Below are 23,202 nucleotides of genomic sequence, written 5' to 3'. Positions count from 1 at the left end.
ATAACCAATAATTTTAAGACTTAATTGTTATAAATGTAAGAAGTAGAAGATTATACTTAACAAAAGATGGACACCTCATTTAAATTATTATGAAAAAAATAAATTTACACAATTTAGGGCTTTAAAAATTTAAATAATAGGTGTAAAATAGTAGTCAAAGAAAGTCAAAATAAAAAGGTGTGTGGTGATATAAATGGCAACTATGACAGATATAATTGAAAAATTTATTAAAGATTTGATGGAAGAGGATAATAGTATACAGATTCAAAGAAATGAACTAGCAAACTTGTTTAGTTGTGCACCATCACAAATAAATTATGTTTTAACAACAAGGTTTACCATAGATAAAGGTTATTATATAGAAAGCAAAAAAGGTGGCGGAGGATATGTTCAGATAGAAAAAATACGAAGAAGCAAAGATGGACATATTAGAGAAATACTAAACGAAAGGATAGGAAGCCAAATATCCTATAAGAAAGCAAAAGAGTTGGTAGAAAGTTTGAGAGAATCAGACTTAATTAGTGAAAGAGAATTAAAACTAATATTATATGCAATAGATGATAAATCATTATGTATGCCAGTATATGAATTAAAAGAGAAGGTAAGGTCTAATGTTTTAAAGAATATAATAATAGGAGTATTTAGTATAGAGGAGTGATAATTTATGCTATGTCAAAAATGCAATAAAAATAAAGCATCTGTATATTATAATAAAATAGTCAATGGAGAAAAGACAGAAATGTATCTGTGTAGTGAATGTGCTAAAGAAAATACAGAGATGAATTTTAATTTAGATATGCCTTTTTCAATGATGGATATATTTTCCAACTTAGGATTTCAACCTAAAAAAGAGCTTGAAGAAAAGTTAGTTTGCCAAAAATGTAATATGACATATAGTGAATTTAAGAATAATGGAAGATTTGGATGCAGTGAATGTTACAATGCATTTAGTAGTCAAGTAAATCCAATGCTTCAAAATATACATGGTCATATAGAACATATAGGTAAGGCACCTAAAAAATCTTTTTATAAAATAAGTGTAGAAAATGAGATTAGAGAATTAAAAGAAGATTTGGATAGAGCTATAAAAAATGAAGAGTATGAATTAGCTGCTCAATTTAGAGATAAGATTAAGTATTTAAAAGGCTCTATTGACTAAGATTGGAGTGATATTATGAAAGAGAATATAGTCATGAAATCAAGAGTTAGGCTGGCTAGGAACTTGAGCAATTATCCTTTTCCAAATAGGTTAGATAAAGAGTGTGCTATGGAAATAATAGAAAAGGTAAAAAATGCATTTATGAATTCTAGTTTAGAACATAAAGAAGAGTTTGATTTCTATAAGATTGAAGATTTAGACCAATCTAAAAAGATGCTCATGGTTGAAGAGCATATGATAAGTCCAGACTTAGCAGAAAATGATAAAAGTGCTGTTATAGTAAAAAAAGATAAAACTGTAAGTATAATGATAAATGAAGAAGACCATATAAGAATACAAACTATGTGTGATGATTTAAATTTAGAAAATGCTTATAACATAGCAAATGAGATAGATGATTTATTAGAATCAAATTTAGAGTATGCATTTAGCACAAACTTGGGTTATCTAACATCTTGCCCAACTAACACGGGAACTGGAATGAGAGCTTCTGTAATGATGCACTTGCCTGCATTGAGTCAATTAGGCTATATGGATGAACTTTATAAGATTTCATCACAAATAGGTATAGCAATAAGAGGTATATATGGAGAGCGAACAGAAGCATTGGGAAATATATACCAAATATCTAATCAGCTTACGCTTGGAAGAACAGAGTCTAATATTATAGAGAATGTAAGTGGTCTTACAAAGGATGCAATTTCAAAAGAAGTGAAAGCCAGAGAAATCTTACAAAAAAAATTGGGTATAAAATTAGAAGATAAAATATTTAGGTCAATAGGAACACTTGAAAATTCAAGGGTAATGAGTAGTTCAGAGGCAATGAGCCATCTATCAAATATAAAAATGGGAATAGAAATGAACTATATAAAAAAACTAGATTTAAAATCTATAGAACAACTTATGATAGGTATACAACCAGCACATCAGTCAATAATGTATAAGAGTGATGATGTTGAAAATAGAGATATAAATAGAGCAACATACATTAGAGAAACTTTGGAAAAATTAAGAGGAGGGATAAATTATGAACTTCAATAGATTTACACAAAGAGCTAAAAAAGCAATTGATTTAGCGTTTGAGTCTGCTAAAAACTTAGGGCATAATATTGTTGGAAGCGAGCATATACTTTTAGGGCTTTTAAAAGAAGAAGAAGGAATAGCCGCCAAAGTTCTAAGTAAAGTTGGATTTACAGAGGCTTATTTAGAAGGCAAAATAATTGATATGGAAGGTAAGGGCGAAGGAATTCCAGAAGACATAGTATTAAGCCCAAGAAGTAAACAAATATTGGAACTATCAGGAATGTTTGCAAATAAATTAAAAACAAATTATATAGGAACTGAGCATATATTATTAGCTATTATTCAAGAAGGAGAAGGAATAGCTAATAAAGTTTTGAACTATGCAGGTGTAAATGACAGAACTCTAGCCCAATTAACAATTGATATGATGGGTATGAGTGATAATAATCAATATAAATCAGAAAATAGTTACACGGGCAACCAAAATCAAACAGAGTCCAAGATTCTCGATAAATATGGAAGAAATCTTACACTATATGCAAAACAAAATAAAATAGACCCTGTTATAGGAAGAGAAAAAGAAATACAAAGAGTTATACAAATATTAAGTAGAAGAACTAAAAACAACCCTGTGCTAATAGGAGACCCAGGAGTAGGTAAAACAGCTATAGCTGAAGGTTTAGCAACAAATATAGCATTAGGAAATGTTCCAGAAACACTAAAAAGTAAAACTTTGTATTCTTTAGAGATGGGTTCATTATTAGCTGGTGCTAAGTATAGAGGAGAATTTGAAGAAAGAATTAAAGAAGTTGTAGATGAAGTTGTTAAAAATGGAAATATAATTTTATTTATAGATGAGATGCATACCATAATAGGAGCTGGGTCTACAGGAGAAGGATCTATAGATGCGTCAAATATATTAAAACCTGCATTAGCTAGAGGAGAAATACAAGTTATAGGTGCAACAACAATAGATGAGTATAGAAAGCATGTTGAAAAAGACTCTGCACTAGAAAGAAGATTCCAACCAGTTATGGTGGATGAACCAAGTAAAGAAGATTCAATAAAAATATTAGAAGGATTGAGAGATAAATATGAAGCTCATCACAAAGTTAAAATAACTGATGATGCTATAAAAACAGCTGTAGAATTATCAACTAGATATATATCAGATAGATATCTACCAGATAAAGCTATAGATTTGATTGATGAAGCTGCATCAAAAGTGAGGCTAAAGGAAAATACTCCTCCAGCCGAAATAAAAAAATTAGAATTAGAAATAGAAAATATAGATAAAGAAAAAGAAGAGGCAGTAAGATGCCAAGATTTTGAGAAAGCAGCAAAAATAAGAGATGAACAAGGCATACTTAAAAAACAATTAGAAGATGTTAGAGAAAGATGGAATAAGTCATCTAAACATTCTGATTTAGTTGATGGAGAAGTCATTGCTGAAGTAGTAGGTTTATGGACAGGAATACCTGTTAATAAAATTCTTGAGGAAGAAGCTGATAGACTCTTAAAACTTGAAGAAATCTTACACAATAGAGTTATAGGTCAAGAGCAAGCAGTAAAATCTATTTCCAAGGCAATAAGAAGGTCAAGAGCAGGTCTTAAGGACCCTAATAGACCAATCGGCTCATTCTTATTTTTAGGACCTACAGGAGTAGGGAAAACAGAGTTATCTAAGGCATTAGCAGAAGTGCAATTTGGAGATGAAAATCAAATAATAAGAATTGATATGTCTGAATATATGGAAAAACATGCTGTATCAAGAATGATAGGTTCACCTCCTGGTTATATAGGTCATGATGAAGGAGGTCAATTAACTGAAAAAGTAAGAAGAAACCCATATTCAGTTATTTTATTTGATGAGATAGAGAAAGCTCATCCAGATGTGTTTAATATTCTATTACAAATTCTAGATGATGGTAGATTAACAGATTCAAAAGGAAGAACTGTTGATTTTAAGAATACGATTGTGATAATGACATCAAATGTTGGTGCATCTACAATTGGTAGACAAAAAACTTTAGGGTTTAGTATAGCTAAAGGAGATGAAGAAGAAAAGTCTCAATATGAAAAAATGAAAGAAAACATAATGGGTGAATTAAAGCAAAGATTCAGACCAGAGTTTTTAAATAGAATAGATGATATAATAGTTTTCCATTCATTAAATACAGAGCATATATCTAAAATAGTAATTTTAATGGTAGATAAATTACAAGAAAGACTAAAAGATATGGATATAAAACTAGAAATGAGTGATGAAGCTATAAAATTAATTTCTAAATCTGGATTTGATTTGGAATATGGAGCAAGACCTCTTAAAAGAGCCTTACAAAAAGAACTAGAAGATGAGTTATCTGAAGCGATTTTAAGAGGCGATGTAAAAAAAGGAAGTAATATAATAGCAAAAGTTAAAGATGAAAAAATAGTTTTTGAAACTAAATAATTCAATAGAGTTGCATTTTAAAATCTTATAGATATAAGCTTTAGGGTTTAAAGAAAATTTTAAGGGCAATGAATCTAAAATAATTCATTGCCCTTAATTATTTTTTTTAATCTTTACCTATTATCTTTCACATATGCTAAAATTATAGTATATAATAATAAATTAAGGATGATTAAAATATGGCAAAAATAAAAACTAAATATGTATGTCAATCTTGTGGATATGAAACAGCTAAGTGGCTTGGAAAATGTCCAGAGTGTACAAAATGGAATACATTTGTAGAAGAAGTAGATCAAAAAAGCACAAAAAAAGAGGTCTTTATAATAGATAAATCTTCATCTAAACCAGTTAGTATAACTTCAATAGAGAGTAAAGAAGAAGAAAGGTTTACAACAGACATAAAAGAATTAGATAGAGTTCTTGGTGGAGGGATAGTTAAAGGTTCTCTAGTACTTGTTGGTGGAGACCCTGGTATAGGTAAATCCACACTTTTAATTCAAGTCTCTAGTAATGTAGCTAATTTAGGAAAGACTGTTTTATATATAACTGGAGAAGAATCAGAATCACAGATAAAAATGAGAGCAAAAAGATTAGGTATTAATTCAGAAAATTTATATATATTTGCTGAAAATAATTTGAGTATAATTGAATCTTATTTAGAAAGTGTAAATCCACAATTAATAATTCTAGACTCAATTCAAACTGTCTTTAGTCCAGAAATATCTTCAGCACCAGGCACTGTCAGCCAAATTAAAGAAGGTACTTCAAAATTCATGAAGATTTCTAAAAAAATGGGAATTTCAACATTCATAGTTGGTCATGTAACCAAAGAAGGTTCACTAGCAGGTCCAAAATTATTAGAGCATATGGTTGATACTGTTTTATATTTTGAAGGTGAAAGATATAATACATATAGATTAGTAAGGGCTGTTAAAAATAGATTTGGTTCAACAAATGAGCTTGGAGTATTTGAAATGAGGGACTTGGGATTAGTAGAGCTTGATAACCCATCTAAGATTTTGATATCTGAAAAACCAAAAGATGTAGCAGGTTCAGTCATAATATCCACTGTAGAAGGTACAAGACCAATGCTACTTGAATTACAAGCATTAGTTTCACCAACAAGTTTTGGTATAGCAAGAAGAACATCTACAGGAGTAGATTATAATAGAGTTGGTATGTTATTAGCAGTCTTAGAAAAACGTGTTGGTCTGCAAATACAAAACCAAGATGTATATATAAATATAGTTGGAGGTATAAAGATAAATGAACCTTCGATTGACTTAGGAATAGCTATTTCTGTAGCATCTAGCTTTAGAAATATACCTATAGATGAAGATATAGCTGTTACAGGAGAGGTAGGACTTACAGGAGAAGTTAGATCAGTAAGTTTTATAGAAAAAAGAATTGCTGAGTGCAAAAAACTTGGCTTTAAAAAGATAGTAGTTCCTAGAAGTAATTATGATGTTGTAAAAGATACTAAAGGTATAGAAATATGGCCAGTAGACAACTTAAGACAAGCTATAAATATAGTACTTGGGAGGAATCAATAAATATGGAGAATTTTTTGGATAACAAAAATATGCTATATGCATTAAAAATGATATCTCCTGGAACCCCTCTTAGATTAGGCCTAAACAATGTGCTAAGAGCTAAGACTGGCGGTTTAATTGTAATTGCAACAAATGAAGATGTAATGAAAATAGTAGATGGAGGATTTGCTATAAATGCAGAGTATTCACCATCATATCTATATGAATTAGCCAAAATGGATGGAGCGATAGTTTTAAGTGGTGATGTAAAGAAAATATTATTTGCTAATGCACAACTTATACCAGATTACTTTATAGAAACGTCAGAAACTGGAACTAGACATAGAACGGCAGAAAGAGTAGCAAAACAAACTGGTGCTATAGTTATAGGAATTTCACAAAGAAGAAATGTTATAACAGTTTATAGAGGAAATGAGAAGTATGTGGTCGAAGATATATCTAAGATATTTACTAAGGCAAATCAAGCAATACAAACTTTAGAAAAATATAAAACAGTATTAGACCAAGCTATAACTAATTTAAATGCTTTAGAGTTTAATGATTTGGTAACTATTTATGATGTAGCGTTAGTCATGCAGAAAATGGAAATGGTAATGAGAGTTACAAGTATAATTGAAAAATATGTGATAGAATTGGGGGATGAAGGAACTTTAGTAAGCATGCAATTAGAGGAATTAATGGGTACAACTAGAATAGATCAGAAATTAATATTCAAAGATTATAACAAAGAAAATACTGAAATAAAAGAACTTATGAAAAAAGTTAAAAATTTAAATTCAGAAGAACTAATAGAATTATTTAATATGGCAAAACTATTAGGGTATAGTGGATTTTCAGAAAGTATGGATATGCCTATAAAAACAAGAGGCTATAGAATTCTTAGCAAAATACATAGACTACCAACAGCAATAATAGAAAACTTAGTAAATTATTTTGAAAACTTTCAAGAAATATTGGATGCGTCTATTGAAGAGTTAGATGAAGTTGAAGGAATAGGTGAAATAAGAGCAACATATATAAAAAATGGACTTATAAAAATGAAACAATTAGTATTATTAGATAGACACATATAATGAATTTTAAGTGAATTTTACTACTTTTTTCTTGAATATAATATACACTTTGGTCTATAATAGATAAGTATAACTAGGGGGTGAAGCATTGATAAGGAAAGTAACAAGGATATTGTTTATTTTACTTGGATTTACGATAGGTATAACGACCTATTTAACATTGATGAGAGATTTTGAAATATTAACATTTGGAAAAGAAACTTATGGTTATATAGCAGCTGTAGTAGCAGGTATAGTAATAGCTATTTTAGGATATCTTATAGAGCCATGGGTTGTGAATAGAACAAAAGAAATTGCTAAAGTTGTGGATAAAGAACTATCAAAATATCCTCAAACAGATATATTATTAGGGTCTATGGGTCTTATAGTAGGATTTGTAATTGCATATTTATTAAGTGGGCTAGTAAATAGAATACCAATAGTAGGTGGAATATTATCATTACTATTATATTTATTCCTAGGATATCTTGGAATGAAAGTTGCGCTTAAAAGTAAAAATGATTTATTTAATATTGGAAAATTAGGAAGATTGGCAAATCCTATTAAAGATAAGGATAAGGATAAAGATAATAAAAAAGAAGTAAAGGCGATACCTCCAAAAGTATTAGATACAAGTGTAATAATTGATGGAAGGATAGCTGATATTTGTAAAACAGGATTTATAGAAGGAAAACTTATTATTCCTGCTTTTGTTTTGGAAGAATTAAGACATATTGCAGATTCTTCAGATGATTTGAAAAGAGTAAGAGGTAGAAGAGGTCTGGATATATTAAATATAATTCAGAAAGAATTAAATATAGAGGTTGAAATAAGTGAAAGGGACTTTGATGATATAGCAGAAGTTGATAGTAAATTATTAAAGCTTGCCCAAGTATTAAATGGAAAAGTTGTTACTAATGATTATAACTTAAATAAGGTTGCTCAATTTCAAGGTGTTGAAGTATTAAATATAAATGAGTTGGCTAATGCTATAAAACCAGTTGCAATACCAGGTGAAGATATGGTTGTCCAAGTGGTTAAAGAAGGAAAAGAAGCTCAACAGGGTGTTGCATATCTAGATGATGGAACTATGATAGTTGTTGATGGAGGAAGAAAACATATGAATGAGACTATAAAAGTTTTAGTAACTTCTGTTCTTCAAACTCCTGCTGGTAGAATGATATTTGCAAAACCTAAAAATTGATATATTCAAATAAACCTAAAATTTGGGCTGTTTATTATAAATAGATGGTCCAAATTTATTTGTTTATAACGACAATGTTTAATGTATTCTTAAGTGTGAGGATTTAAATCAGAAAGCAGGGAGAATTTATGAGAAAAAAGATTATATCTTTCTTAGCAACATTTATCATAATATTAACATCGATGAGCCAGTATAGCTTTGCAGATGATATACCAACGCATGGAAAAGTAATATTTATAGATATGAATAGAACTAGTATGAACAATATGTTAAGAATAAAATCATTGAGAGAAGAGCTAGAAGATAGAGGATATATTGGCTTGATGAACATAAGAGGCGATAAAGGTAGTGATGATAGAAGGTCATATGCCAGTATGGGTGCTGGAGGAAGAGCCAATGTAGCTAATGAAGAAGATATTAATTTTGAAAGCTCAAGCAAAGATAGAAATATAGTTTTTGAATCAGCTACAGGTAAGAAAGCAAAAGGTATAAATGATTTGACTATAAATATGTCAATAAATGAGAATCTAAACTTTGGAGAATATGGTTCTACATTAGGTTCATTAGGTCAAAGTTTATCTGAAAATAAATTAAAAACATCTGTATTAGGAAATGCAGATATAGTTGAAAATGGTAAACTTGTAAAAAATAGAAACTTATGCTTAACAGCTATGGATGAGTATGGTAGAATTTCTTACGGAAATGTAGATAATATCAATAAAAAAGATTTATCTATGCCTTATGGAATATCAACTGATTACACTAAGCTTGTTGCTGAAACTAAAGAAGCTTATAAAAATAGTGATGTAGTTTTTGTAGAACTTGGAGATACATATAGGTTAGATTTATATAAATCTAACTTGAATGAAAAAACATATAAAAACATGAAAGACAAGATAGAAAAAAACATAGATGAATATTTAAAAAATATATTTTCTATGGTTGGAGAAAATGATACTGTTTACATAGCTAGTGCATTTCCAAGTGATTTAGATTATAAAAATAAAAGAAGGCTTTCTCCAATAATAAAATTAAATGGCAATGGAAAAGGGATGTTATCATCTTCAACTACTAGAAGAGAAGGTATTGTTACTAATCTAGATGTTGGAGCTGAGATATTAAATAACTTTGATATAAAAAATCAAAATATGGTTGGAAAGAAGTATGAACTTATTAACAGAGATGATAATAAAGAGTATCTGATGGATGAATACCAAAAGATAGTATCTGTTTCAAGCATAAGGTCTACAATACTTAATGGATTTGTAAGTATAGTATTTTTGTCATGGATAGTTGCTATGATTCTAATTCTATTTAGAAAGCATATATCGAAAAATCACAAAGAAACAATATTTTTTATATTAAAAGAATTTCTAAAAATAGGAATAGTAATGCCATTATCATTTATGATAACTCCAATAATGAATTTTAAAACACCAGTAGCAATATCTTTAGGAATAATTATAATAACACTTACTATATACTTAATAAGCAAAGTTCTGATAAAGAATGATTTAAAAAATATGTTATTCTTTACAGGTTTAACTATATTGATTATGGTTATTGATTCTGCATTTGGTTCATATTTAATGAAAAGTAATGTAATGAGTTATGATTGTATAATTGGGGCTAGATACTACGGAGTAGGAAATGAATATCAAGGAGTGGCAATAGGTAGTGCAATATTTACATTTGCGATTTTGCTTACATATAAAAAGATACCAAAGTGGTCTGTAATAGTATTTTCTTTAGTTATCTTAATTACGAGTGCATCTCCAGCTATGGGTGCAAATGTTGGAACTGCTATTTCTGAATGTGTTGCATTTTTACTATTTATACTATTGATATATAATGTAAAAATAGACTTTAAAAAAGTTGTATTATTAGGTGTAGCAGTATTGCTTGTTTTAGGCGCCTTTGTAGCTATAGATATGATTTCAGGAAGCAACTCACATTTAGGTATGTTTGTAAAAGAAGTTTACTTTAATGGACCAGGAGAAATAATACAAACATTTAGCAGAAAGATAGAAATGAACTTGAAACTAGCTCAAACCAGTGCATGGGTAAATATACTATTAACTGGGATAGGGGTTATCTTAGTTCTTATGATTAATCAGATTAGATACTTTAAACAATTAATTGATGAATATCCAATTATATTTAAAGGATTTATAGCGTCAATAGCAGGATGCTTTGTAACTCTTTTAGTAAATGATTCTGGAATTGTATCATCAGCTACAGCTTTTATTTATGTAATTGTAGCTATGATTATATTAAGTATAAATCTGATAGTATTAAAAGAATAAGTTACATATAGTCTCTATATAAATATTGATGATATGTTAATTTGAATTTATTTTGACAAAATAACTTTAAAGAAAAAATTTTACAAAAATTAATTATTACACAAAAATCCCAAGTTTATTTTAACTTGGGATTTTTATATAATAATTTAAACTTTATCTTGTTTTAATGTAATTTGAAATGATGTACCTTTTCTCCGTGTTTATTCCAACACCATTGTCAGTAGTATTAATGTAAATGTTCTAAATCTGTATGAAATCCAAATATCTGCTTTTCAGATTTTGGATTATTGGCAACATTGGCAATAAGGTTTTGAAGAAAGGCAATCATTTCAAATTGTGTATGTTTAAGCTGTATTTTTCCAGAAAAATCTATAAAAAATGTCAGACTTAAATTGTCTATTAACTTTTCATTATATACTCACTTTTTATATATATTATCTAAAAATATCATGCTTTCTTCTTCACTAAAGCGGTAGTTTTTATTAAGCATTAGATATGAATATCCTGTGATATATGATAATAGTGTTTTCAAATCATATGATATATCAGCAAGTCAATGAGTTTTTGAAACTTCAAGTTATTCTCGTTCAATCTCAGTTTCTTAAAGTTTATTGCTTAATGCCTTTATATTTATAATAATTTCTTTATACATAAAATAGTACAATTTTAGTTTACCATCTTTAGTAAAATCTTTTTTGGCGATTGTATAATTTCCTTTAGACAAAATACTTATTGAGCAAATTATCAGGTAAAGTGGTCAAACAAGAAATAAAAAAAAGTATTCCTTAATTTAATGTAATAACTTATTTTTAATTACACAAAAAAAACAGTTGACTTTTTATACGAACCCCTTCTATAATGTTATTGAAATTAAGTAAAATCATTGAACAAATGTAAAAATAATTGAAAAATCTTGATTTTGGAGGAAGGGAAATGAAAAAAATTGGAGACTTAAGGTTAATGATGAAGTGTTGTTCACTTTATTATGAAGATAATTTGAATCAACAAGAAATAGCGAATCAATTGGGAATATCAAGACCAACAATATCAAGAATATTAAAAGAAGCTTTTGAGCAAGGAATAGTAAAAATACAAATAGTTGATGTTTTAAAAAATGACTATCAAAAAATAGAAAGAAGTTTAGAAAGAAAATATAAATTGAAAGAAGTAATAGTGGTAGATGATAAACAAGACTCATTAACACAAAAACAAGAATTAGCAAGAGCTGTGTCTGAATATCTTACCAGAGTAGTAAAAGAAAATGATATAATTGGGGTTTCCATAGGAACAACTCTAAAAGAAATTCCTAGATATGTAGAAAAAAGCAACTGTAAAAATGTTACGTTCATACCTTTACTAGGAGGAATTGGAGATAATGAAATAGATATACACGCAAATCAAATAGCTGTAAGTTTAGCAAGAGCTTTTGGAGGAGATTTTAAGTTATTACATGCTCCTGCTGTGATGTCTGATTTATCTACAAAAGAAAAGCTTTGTAAGGATGAAAAAATTAAAGAAGTACTAGACTTAATAGATAAAACAACTATTGCAATTGTAGGTATAGGAAATCCTATGAGTTTAAACTCAACAATAATGGCTTCTGGATATATGCATGAAGAAGATATAGATGATTTAAAAAAGTATAACTCAATAGGCGCAATTTGTTTGCAAGCTTTTGATAAGGAAGGAAAAACTTCTATACTTGAATTTAATCAAAGGGTACTAGGGGTAAAACTAAATGATTTAAAAAAGATAAAAAGAACAATAGGTGTTGCTTCAGGAGATGAAAAGATAGAAGCAATAAAAGCATCATTAAAAGCCAAATTTATAAATAGCTTAGCAATTAATCACAGTTTAGCACTTGAATTATTAGAAGATTGTGACTAATAGAAATATAGATAAAAATTAATAGGAGGGAATTGATATGACATTATCAAAAGAAACATTACTTGAAATGTATAAGAGAATGAATCAAGCTAGAAAGTTTGAAGAGAAAGTTAGTTGGTTTTTTGCAAGAGGTATGGTACATGGAACAACTCATTTATCAGTAGGTCAAGAAGCTTCAAGTGTAGCCGCAGTAATGGCACTAGAAAAAGGAGATTTGGTTTCATTAACTCATAGAGGTCATAGCCAATTTATAGGAATGGGAATAGATTTAAATAAAATGATGGCTGAGCTTATGGGAAAAGAAACTGGATTTTGTAAAGGAAAAGGAGGCTCAATGCATATAGCAGATATTGAGTCAGGTAACTTAGGAGCAAATGGAGTCGTAGGTGGAGGTCTTACTATAGCTCCTGGCGCTGCACTTACACAACAATATAAAAAGACAGGAAAAATAGTTTTATGTAGTTTTGGTGATGGTGCATCAAATGAAGGTACATTTCATGAGGGAATAAACTTGTCATCAATATGGAAATTACCAATAATATTTTATTGTGAAAACAACCTATATGGCATGTCAACAAGTATAAAACGTCACATGAATATAGATAGTGTTGCAACAAGAGCAGCATCTTATGGTATAGAAGGAATATCAATAGATGGATATAATCCAATAGAAGTATATGAAACAGTACAAAAAGCTGCTGAAAAATGTAGAAGAGGGGAAGGGCCTGTATTAATTGAAAGTAGGACCTATAGATGGCTAGGTCATTCAAAATCAGATGCAAATGTATATAGAACGAAAGAAGAGATAGAATCGTGGAAGGCAAAAGACCCTATAAAATTTTTAAGAAATTATCTTATAGAAAATAATATGGCAAATGAAAATGAATTAGATATAATTGAAGATTTTGCTAAAAAATCAATAGAAGATGCAGTAGAATTTGCTCAAAATAGCCCAAATCCAAAAATAGAATCTTTATTAGATGATGTATATGCAGACTAAAAATAGTAAAGGAGGAAAATAAAAATGAGTACAAGAGAATTAACATATGCACAAGCAATAAAAGAAGCAATGTCAGAAGAAATGAGAAGAGATGAAAATGTAATATTTATGGGAGAAGATATAGGGATATATGGAGGAGCATTTGGCGTATCAGTGGGAATGATAGATGAATTTGGACCAGAAAGAGTAAGAGATACTCCTATATCAGAGGCAGCTATAGCAGGTGCAGCAGCAGGTGCAGCGGCAACTGGGTTAAGACCGATTATGGAAGTAATGTTTATGGATTTTGTTACAATATCTATGGACGCGATTGTAAATCAAGCAGCAAAAATGAGATATATGTTTGGTGGGAAGGCTCAGGTTCCAATGGTTGTTAGATGTCCTGGAGGTTCTGGAACTGGTTCAGCAGAACAACATTCACAAAGTTTGGAAGCATGGTTTTGTCATGTACCAGGAGTAAAAGTGGTTGCACCTTCAACACCAGCAGATGCTAAGGGATTATTAAAAGCAGCTATAAGAGACAATAATCCAGTAATATTTGTTGAAAACAAATTGTTATATAGAAAAAAAGGAATTGTCCCAGAGGGAGATTATGTAATTGATATTGGAAATGCAGATATTAAAAAAGAAGGTTCTGATGTTACAGTAATCACTTATGGAAGGATGTTACAAAGTGTTGAAGAAGCTGCAGAAAACCTATCAAAAGAAAATATAGATGTAGAAATTATAGATTTAAGAACTTTATATCCATTAGATAAAGAGACAATCATAAAGAGTGTATGTAAAACTGGTAGAGTTTTAATTTGCCATGAAGCATCTAAGACTGGTGGTCTAGGTGGAGAAATATCAGCATTAATAACAGAAAGTGAATCATTTGATTATTTAGATGCACCAGTAAAAAGAATATGTGGAAAAGATGTGCCAATACCATATAATCCAGAGCTAGAAAAAGCAGTAGTCCCAAGAATTGATGAAATAGAAGATGCAATAAAATCTTTAATTGTTAGATAAGGGGGGATAGAAATGGTGGCAAATAAAGTAAAAGCCACACCAGCAGCCAAAAACCAAGCAAGAAAAGACAATATAGAGTTAGATTGGCTGGTTGGAAGTGGAGAAAATGGAAGAATACATCTAGTGGATGTGTTAAACTATCTAGAAAATAATAAAGTAAAAGCAACTCCTTTAGCAAAAAGGATAGCAGAGGATTTAAATATAGATTTAGAAAATGTTGTAGGTACTGGATACAATAGAAAAATAAAAAAATCAGATATAGAAAAGGCACATACACAAGAGACTATCGTATCAACTGATGTATCTAAATCTAACGAAACAAAAGAAATAAAATCAAAACATGAGAATTTAAGTACGTTTAATACAGTAGAAGGAGAGTTCGAAAAGCCAAATCCAATGAGAGCAACTGTAGCAAAACGAATGTCAGAAAGCTACTTCAGTGCTCCTGTATTTACATTCAATATAGAGGTAGATGCTACAGAACTTAAAGAACTTAGAGCAAAATTAATAGATACAGTAAAAGAATCAACTGGAGTAAAATTAACAATGACAGATTTAATAGTAATGGCTGTATCTAGAGTACTTCCAAAGCATCAAGCATTAAATTCAGCATGGACAGATAATGGAATATTTAGATATAAAGATATAAATATAGCTATTGCTGTTGGACTAGATGAAGGTTTATATGTCCCAGTAGTAAAAAATGTAAATGAAAAATCGCTAAAAGAAATAGCCAAAGAAAGCAAAGAACTTGCTGAAAAAGTAAAAACAGGAAAGCTTCTACCAGCAGACCAAGAAGGTAATACATTTACTATAAGCAATGTTGGAATGTATGGTATAACGACATTTACACCTATAATAAATATGCCTTCAAGTGCGATACTTGGGGTAGGAGCAACTCAAGATAAGTTTGTGCCAGTAAATGGAGAGGCTAAAATAAAACCTATAATGAATTTATCATTAACATCAGACCATAGAATAATAGATGGTACAGTAGCAGCAAAATTCTTAAAAGATTTAAAAGAATTATTAGAAAATCCATTAGCAATGCTCGTATAGGTTTTGATATTTTACTCTTTATGTAAATAGATTGAATAGACCACATAAAAAGATGTATTTAATTTTACTAGATTTAAAATTATTGTATGTAAAAGATATCTGTATGAATATAAGATGATTAACTAAAATATATAAAAAATAAATAGGAGGATAGCCTATGTCAGTAGAAGTCATAATGCCAAAAGCTGGAGTAGCTATGGAAGAAGGTACTATAGTATCTTGGCTAAAACAAGAAGGCGAAGAAGTAAAAATTGGAGAACCTATACTAGAGATAACAACAGATAAAGTCAACATGGAAATAGAATCAGAAGGAGAAGGTATACTTGCTGCAATTATACATAAAGAAGAAGGAGAAGTATTACCAGTATTTACAGTAATAGGTGTAATAGCAGAAAAGGGAGAAAAGCAAGAAGAAATAAAGGCTAAATACTTATCTGGAAACGTATCAAAAGAAGATTTAATTGTTGAAACAGAAAAAATAGAAATAAAAGAAGAAAAGACAATTAAAAAAGAGAGTAATCATGATTATGATGTGGTAGTAGTAGGTGGAGGACCTGGAGGGTATTTATCAGCACTAAAATCAGCTATATTAGGAGGCAAAGTTGCATTAGTAGAAGAGGACACATTAGGAGGAACTTGCCTAAATAGAGGTTGCATTCCTACAAAAACTTATGTAAAAACAGTAGAAATATTAGAAGAAATTGAACAATTATCAAAAAGAGGTGTAAAAGTATCTGTTGATAAGGAACAAGATATAAAAAAGGCTATAAAGTATAAAAATAGAGTAGTAAAAAAACTTACAGCTGGTGTTGGTGGATTGTTAAAAAGCAGAGGTGTAGATGTCTTTAATCTTAAAGCTACTGTTAAAGAAGCCCATAAAGTAATATTATCAGATGGAAAAGTTTTAGATACAGAAAATACAATAATTGCCACTGGTTCTAAGGTGAGAATCTTACCAATAAAAGGAATAGAATCAAAATTAATAATAACTAGTACAGAAGCTTTAGATTTAGACATAGTACCAGAAGAGTTAGTAATAATTGGTGGTGGAGTAATAGGTTGTGAATTTGCAGAGATATTCAACTCAAGAGGTTCTAAAGTAACTATAATAGAAATGGAAGACAGAATAATTCCAAGAATGGATAAAGAATTGAGCCAGTCTTTAAGAGATTCACTTAAGAAAAAGGGAATAACTATATTAACTGAAAAGAAAGTTTCTGAATTTAAAGAAGAAGGAAATAAAATAATAGTATGTATTGAAGGAGAAGAACCAATAAAGGCAGATTTAGGTCTATATGCTATAGGAAGACAAGCTAATCTATCTGGTGTAGAAGACTTAGATATTAAAATAGATAGAGGTTCAATAGTTGTAAATAGCAAAATGGAAACAAGTGTACCAAGTATATATGCAGTAGGTGATGTTACTGGAGGTATAATGCTAGCTCATGCAGCTTTTAAAATGGGAGAAGTAGCAGCTTCAAATGCTTTAGGTATGAATGAAGAAGCAGATTTAAGTGCATTACCTAGTTGTGTTTATACAGTTCCAGAGGTTGCATCAGTTGGACTTACAGAAGAAGATGCTAAACAAAAATATAATATAAAAATTGGTAAATTTAACTTTGCTGGAAATGGAAGAGCTTTAGCTTCTGGACAAGAGCAAGGATATGTAAAAGTAATATCAGATGCTAAGTATGGGGAAATTTTAGGTGTGCATATGTTTGGATATGGTGTAGCAGAACTTATAAATCATGCAGCATCATTTAAAGCATTAGAAATACCTGCTGATGAAGCTAGTGACTTGATTTTTGGTCACCCATGTACTTCAGAAGCTCTGATGGAAGCTTTAGCAGATGTAAGTGGTGAATGCTTACATTTACCAAAAAAATAAGCTATTAACCTAAGTTTATATAATATATAAAATCTTTAAAAACTCACTTAGCCATACCCCTTTTGTATAAATGTATTTATTTATACAAAAGGGGTTTCTTTTTGGAAAAATATATCATAAGGTTATTTGTAGTTTTTGTTGTACAAAAAAGATAGTAATATAGAATAAGGGTGTCATTTTAGATTTATTACAGAAAAATTTAAGAGAAAAGATTTTTTTGTTTTTTACGAAAGTATTATTTGTGAAAAATAAAAAAAATTTTCTTAATATTTAAATAAAAGAATAGCTTAATTTAAACGTTATAAGTTTATGAAGTAAAAAATGGCACAAAAAAAACACTATGTGGCATGTAAGTTGCTTATATAAATAGTAAGGAGGGACAATTAGAAATGAGGCAAAGAATAAAAAGCTTAATTGAAAATGAAGATAAGAAAAATCCTTTAACAGATGAAGCAATTTCAAGTATGTTAAATATTCGAAGAGAAGACGTTACCTTTTTAAGAAATGAATTAAAAATAGAAGATTCTAGACAAAGAAGAAAAGTTGTTTTGATTAAAGCTATAAAAGATATTGTAAAAGAAGAAAAAAATATAAATAAAAATGATATAACAAGAAGATTAAATAGTATTGGATTTACTGTATCAAGATTTACAGTTATACAGTATTTAAAAGAAATCCAAGATTCTGGTGATTTAAAACATGATAAAGAAAATGATGATAAAAAAGAGGAACTAAATGCTAAAGAAGAAAAAATAGATGTGGCCTTTGATAAATTAATAGGAAGTACTGGAAGTTTAAGTACAATCGTCAAATTAGCTAAGGCAGCTATACTTTATCCTCCCCATGGGTTGCATACTATTATTATGGGTCCAACTGGTGTTGGAAAAAGCGAGTTAGCAGAGTGCATGTATAACTTTGCAGTAGAATCATCTAGATTTCCTAAAAATGCACCGTTTATAGTTTTCAATGCAGCAGACTACTCAGAAAATCCACAACTTTTGTTATCTCAATTATTTGGTCATGTTAAGGGTGCTTTTACAGGAGCTGATGAAACTAAAGAAGGATTAGTATCAAAAGCAGATGGGGGTATATTGTTTATAGATGAAATACATAGATTGCCTTATGAAGGTCAAGAAATACTCTTTCAATTGATTGATAAAGGAATGGTTAGAAAATTAGGAGAAACAAAGCTTACAAATAAAATAAATGTAATGATTATTTCTGCAACTTCTGAGCCAATAGATTCTCATTTACTTAATACCTTTAAAAGACGTATACCTGTGACAATTGAAATCCCAGAATTAGTTGCAAGACCATTAAACGAAAGATTTGACATTATAAACAATTTTTTCTTGATAGAAGCCCAACGAATGGGAGCAAACATACACATAAAATCAGATGTCTTAAAAGCTCTTATGCTTTACGATTGTATAGGAAATGTAGGTCAGCTTAGAAGTGATATTCAAGTAGCTTGTGCTAGAGGACTATTAAATCAACTTACAAATAAACAAAAAGAAGTAACTATAAATATATCAGATGTACCTGGGTATGTGAAACAAGGTCTAATAAGGATAAGAAATTGTAGAGGAAAGATAGAAAATTATGTAGATGGAGATTTAATTATAGATTCAGACCTTCAAGTTGAGATAGAAAAGAAAAATGAAGATATATATACTTTCCCAGATGAAATATACAAGCTTACTGAAAGGAGACACATTGATTTATTAGAACAAGGTTTAGACTTTGATGTTATTAACAGGATTGTTGGAGGAGAATTAGAAAGCTGTATTCAGAAGTACATAAAACAAGTTAAGAAAGTTTCTATCACTGAGAATTTACCTGATATAAGTCCGATTGTTGGAAAATACATTGTAGAGTTAACTTGTGAAGTAATCAAAATAGCATCACAGTATCTTAATTCATTAGAACCAAATCTACACTTATGTCTAGCAATTCATTTAAAAGCAGCTTTTGAAAGATTAAAAGAAGGAAAAGTAATATCAAATGCTCATTTAAAAGAGATAATAGGAAACTATCCATTAGAGTATTCTGTAGCAGAAAAGGTAGCACAACATTTAAAGGAAAGATACAATATAAATTTGCCAAAAGAAGAAATAGGTATAATAGCAATATATTTTAAAATGAGTAGTAGAGGAGAAATTTCTGAACAAAAAAAGATAGGTGTACTTCTAATGGCTCATGGAAGAGTCGCGTCATCTGTATGTGAGGTTACCAATAAGTTATTAGGTATTAATCATGCAAGGTATTTGGATATGCCATTTGAGAAAAAGCCAGAAGAAATGATTGAAGAAGCTACTACTGTAATAAAAGATATTGATGAAGGAAGAGGAGTAATTATATTAGTTGATATGGGTTCCCTTTCGTACTTTGGAGATATTATCTCTGGAAAAACAGGGATTGATATAAGAACAATATCTAGATTTGATACATTACTCTGTATAGAAGTCATACGAAGAGCAGTTCTACCAGATTTAACAATAGATGAGATAGTTGATGAAGTTAAAAATATAGAGCCATTAGTAAAAGATAAAGTTAGCAAAGAGAACAACTCAAAAGTAGACAATAGAAAGCCTATAATTGTAACATTATGTATTACTGGATTAGGAGGAGCTTGCAAGATAAAGCAAAGTTTAGAGGAAAGCATTAAAGGGATAAATGAAAAGGTTGATATAGAGACTATTGGTATGATTGAATATCCAAGTCTTGATTTAGAGATAAAACAAATAAGTAATGAAAAAAATGTAATCGCAATAGTTGGAACAATTGACCCTCAGATACCAAACATCCCATTTTTTAGCCTAGTAGACATTAATGATAAAACAAAATTAAATCAAATAAATAACTTAATTGATACAAATCAAATTGCTAAAACAAATAAAAAATATGAATTATCTGATTTAATCCAAAAAGAAGACATATTTGTAGATTTAGAAATTAAATCAAAAGAAGAAGTACTTAAATACATGAGCAAAAAACTTAGAGAAAAAGGCTATGTAACAAAAAATTTCTATAAAAAAGTAGTGGAAAGAGATAATTTATTTCCAACTGAGTTGTCAGACGGAATAGCAATACCTCATACAGATGGGATTGATGTAATCAGACCAGCAATAAGCATAGCTATCTTAAAAAATCCTATTGTATGGAGTAAAAACAAAGTAAAAATAATACTTCTACTAGCTGTAGACCAGAAATGTTTTAATCCATTGAATACTCTACTTACATTTATAGAAACAGATGAATTTAAAAAAATTAAAAACATTAAAGATAGAGATTTTATTAGGGAGATGATATTAGATGGAGTCAATGCAAATAATCAGTAGTAATTTAATTTTTAAAGATATTGAGGTATCAAGTAATGAAGATGCTTTGAAGTTTTTAGGACAACGTTTGTTTGACGAACAATATGTAAAAGAAAGTTATATAGAAGCAGTTATAGCAAGAGAGAAAAAATATGCTACAGGACTGCCAACAGGAATCTATGGAGTAGCAATACCGCATACAGATATAGTCCATGTAAATGAACCAGGGATAGCTATTGGCATATTAAATAAACCTGTAAAATTCATAATGATGGGTACAGATGACACTGAAATTGATGTAAAGGTTATATTTATGCTGGCAGTTAAAGAGCCACAAGAGCAATTACAACTATTAGAAAGACTTATGACCATATTCCAAGATGAAAATATGTTAAATAATATTATTGATTTAAGAGAAGAAAGTTTAAGTAATTTATTAAATTCTAAGTTGAATAATTAAACATACAAAAATAGTATTAAAAATATAAAAAGTTATCAAAGATTTCTAATTACAGATATCTTTAAAAATAAAATAATTTTAATGGGGGTGAATAATGTGGCTAAAAAAATATTAGTTGCATGTGGAACAGGAGTATGTACTTCAACAATTGCTATAAACAAGTTAAAGAAGGCATTAGAAGAAGCTGGTAAATTAGATAGGGTTAGTATTACACAATGTAAAGTAGTAGAGGTAGCTTCAAAAGCACCAGATTATGATTTAATAATCTGTACTACACAAATATCTAGTAGTATAAAAACACCTGTAATAAATGGACTGCCTTTTTTAACTGGAGTAGGAATGGATAAATTAATCAAAGAAGTTCTTGAAAAATTAGAATTATAATTTGAATTTTTAAATGAAATAGTCTCTAAAATCTTGCGGTTTTAGAGACTGAAAATTAAATGAAGGAGGAAATTTAGATGGCGATATTAAATTTCATTGTTGGTTTGGGTGCACAAGTAATGATGCCAATAATAATATGTATTTTTGGCTTGATATTAGGTACAAAGCTTGGAAAATCTTTAAGAGCTGGTTTAACAGTAGGAGTTGGATTTATAGGTCTTAATACTATTATAGCTTTGTTAACAGATAACTTAGGTCCAGCTACACAACAAATGGTTAAGAACTTAGGATTAAGCCTATCCATAATAGATGTTGGATGGCCAGCAGCATCAGCTATAGCTTTTGCATCAACAGTGGGTGCTTTAATTATTCCAATAGGGCTTGTAGTAAATATAGTTATGTTAATTACTAATACAACTCAAACTGTCGATGTAGATATATGGGATTACTGGCATTTTGCATTTACAGGAGCTTTGGTGGCAGGGGCTACGCAAAGTGTTATGTGGGGAGTATTTGCAGCAGTAGCAAATATGGTAATTGTTTTAGTAATGGCAGACTTAACAGCCCCAGGGATAGAAGAATACTTAGGGATGCCAGGTATATCTCTTCCTCATGGATTTACACAAGCATTTGTTCCAATTGCTATAGTTGTAAATAAAGTATTAGATTTGATTCCAGGGATAAATAAAATTGAAATAAATGCTGATACATTACAAAAAAAATTTGGCCTATTTGGAGAACCTTTAATAATGGGGTCTTTAATAGGGATAATAATTGGTATTGCAGCCAAGTATGACATAAAAGGTATATTGCAGTTAGGGATAACTATGGGAGCTGTTTTAATACTAATTCCCAAAATGGCGGCTTTATTAATGGAAGGTTTGTTGCCAGTATCAGAGGCAGCACAAGAATTTATTGAAAAGAGATTTAAAAATAGAGGTAAAATATACATCGGTTTAGATTCTGCAGTAGGAATAGGACACCCTGTTACATTGTCAGTTGCATTAGTACTAGTGCCTCTAACTATAGTTATAGCAGCTATATTACCAGGTAATAAAGTTTTACCATTTGCAGATTTAGCTGTAATACCATTTGCACTTGTTTTAATCGTTCCAATTACAAAAGGAAATGTATTTAGAACTTTAATAATAGGAATAGTTATTATTACTTCTGGGCTATTAATAGCAACTAATTTAGCACCACTATTTACTCAAATGGCTTTAAATGCAAGCTTTAAAATGCCTGAAGGAGCAACTATGATTTCAAGTATTTGTGATGGAGCAAATCCACTAAGCTGGGTATTTGTAAAAATTATGAATTACAAAGTAATTGGAGGAATAATTTTGGCAGTTATAGCTTTAGGGATGGCTATCTATAATAGAAGTAGAATAATAAAGGAAAATAAAGTATTATCTACACAAGATGAAGCTTAAATGTAATTTTA

General features: G+C 29.6%; 17 protein-coding genes. All 17 read left to right on the top strand.

The window, feature by feature from the left end; all coding sequences use genetic code 11:
• Positions 1–193: 193 nt before the first annotated feature.
• The 17 genes from JJC01_00680 to JJC01_00600 all read left to right on the top strand — a co-directional run bounded on the left by JJC01_00680 (position 194) and on the right by JJC01_00600 (position 23,191).
• Positions 194–658 carry a CtsR family transcriptional regulator gene (locus JJC01_00680; protein UDN58474.1) on the top strand — a complete coding sequence of 155 codons (465 nt, stop codon included), beginning with the start codon at positions 194–196 and terminating at the stop codon, positions 656–658.
• A 6-nt stretch (positions 659–664) separates the two neighbouring features.
• Positions 665–1,159: a UvrB/UvrC motif-containing protein gene (locus JJC01_00675; protein ID UDN58473.1), complete on the top strand. Its 495-nt coding sequence runs from the start codon at positions 665–667 to the stop codon at positions 1,157–1,159.
• A gap of 15 nt (positions 1,160–1,174) precedes the next feature.
• On the top strand, positions 1,175–2,200 hold the full coding sequence (locus tag JJC01_00670; protein UDN58472.1) for a protein arginine kinase: 1,026 nt from the start codon (positions 1,175–1,177) through the stop codon (positions 2,198–2,200).
• Positions 2,187–4,634 carry an ATP-dependent Clp protease ATP-binding subunit gene (locus JJC01_00665; protein ID UDN58471.1) on the top strand — a complete coding sequence of 816 codons (2,448 nt, stop codon included), beginning with the start codon at positions 2,187–2,189 and terminating at the stop codon, positions 4,632–4,634. Before JJC01_00670 ends, JJC01_00665 begins: the two co-directional genes overlap by 14 nt.
• Positions 4,635–4,813: 179 nt before the next feature.
• Complete coding sequence (radA, locus tag JJC01_00660; GenBank protein ID UDN58470.1) at positions 4,814–6,187, top strand: DNA repair protein RadA; 1,374 nt, start codon at positions 4,814–4,816, stop codon at positions 6,185–6,187.
• 2 nt (positions 6,188–6,189) lie between these two features.
• Complete coding sequence (gene disA, locus JJC01_00655; GenBank protein ID UDN58469.1) at positions 6,190–7,260, top strand: DNA integrity scanning protein DisA; 1,071 nt, start codon at positions 6,190–6,192, stop codon at positions 7,258–7,260.
• A gap of 88 nt (positions 7,261–7,348) precedes the next feature.
• A complete protein-coding gene (locus JJC01_00650) occupies positions 7,349–8,443 on the top strand; it encodes a PIN/TRAM domain-containing protein (protein UDN58468.1) in 1,095 nt (364 codons plus the stop codon).
• Between the two features lie 128 nt (positions 8,444–8,571).
• Positions 8,572–10,749 (top strand): hypothetical protein, encoded by a 2,178-nt coding sequence (locus JJC01_00645; protein ID UDN58467.1) that lies wholly within the window; start codon positions 8,572–8,574, stop codon positions 10,747–10,749.
• A 933-nt stretch (positions 10,750–11,682) separates the two neighbouring features.
• Positions 11,683–12,636: a sugar-binding transcriptional regulator gene (locus tag JJC01_00640; protein ID UDN58466.1), complete on the top strand. Its 954-nt coding sequence runs from the start codon at positions 11,683–11,685 to the stop codon at positions 12,634–12,636.
• 37 nt (positions 12,637–12,673) lie between these two features.
• On the top strand, positions 12,674–13,636 hold the full coding sequence (locus tag JJC01_00635) for a thiamine pyrophosphate-dependent dehydrogenase E1 component subunit alpha (protein ID UDN58465.1): 963 nt from the start codon (positions 12,674–12,676) through the stop codon (positions 13,634–13,636).
• A gap of 24 nt (positions 13,637–13,660) precedes the next feature.
• A complete protein-coding gene (locus tag JJC01_00630) occupies positions 13,661–14,647 on the top strand; it encodes an alpha-ketoacid dehydrogenase subunit beta (GenBank protein ID UDN58464.1) in 987 nt (328 codons plus the stop codon).
• Positions 14,648–14,659: 12 nt separating this feature from the next.
• Complete coding sequence (locus tag JJC01_00625; GenBank protein ID UDN58463.1) at positions 14,660–15,706, top strand: 2-oxo acid dehydrogenase subunit E2; 1,047 nt, start codon at positions 14,660–14,662, stop codon at positions 15,704–15,706.
• Positions 15,707–15,863: 157 nt separating this feature from the next.
• Entirely contained in the window at positions 15,864–17,594 is a 1,731-nt protein-coding gene (gene lpdA, locus JJC01_00620) for a dihydrolipoyl dehydrogenase (protein UDN58462.1), read from the top strand.
• A 389-nt stretch (positions 17,595–17,983) separates the two neighbouring features.
• A complete protein-coding gene (locus JJC01_00615; protein UDN58461.1) occupies positions 17,984–20,935 on the top strand; it encodes a sigma 54-interacting transcriptional regulator in 2,952 nt (983 codons plus the stop codon).
• A complete protein-coding gene (locus JJC01_00610) occupies positions 20,910–21,374 on the top strand; it encodes a PTS sugar transporter subunit IIA (protein ID UDN58460.1) in 465 nt (154 codons plus the stop codon). Before JJC01_00615 ends, JJC01_00610 begins: the two co-directional genes overlap by 26 nt.
• Positions 21,375–21,455: 81 nt before the next feature.
• On the top strand, positions 21,456–21,758 hold the full coding sequence (locus tag JJC01_00605; protein ID UDN58459.1) for a PTS sugar transporter subunit IIB: 303 nt from the start codon (positions 21,456–21,458) through the stop codon (positions 21,756–21,758).
• A 77-nt stretch (positions 21,759–21,835) separates the two neighbouring features.
• Positions 21,836–23,191, top strand: coding sequence for a PTS galactitol transporter subunit IIC (locus tag JJC01_00600; GenBank protein ID UDN58458.1), 1,356 nt, complete (start codon positions 21,836–21,838; stop codon positions 23,189–23,191).
• The last annotated feature ends 11 nt before the right edge of the window (positions 23,192–23,202 follow it).

The organism is Clostridioides sp. ES-S-0010-02, from assembly GCA_020641055.1.
Classification (GTDB): Bacteria; Bacillota; Clostridia; order Peptostreptococcales; family Peptostreptococcaceae; genus Clostridioides.
This window is presented reverse-complemented; position numbering and strand designations above follow the sequence as displayed.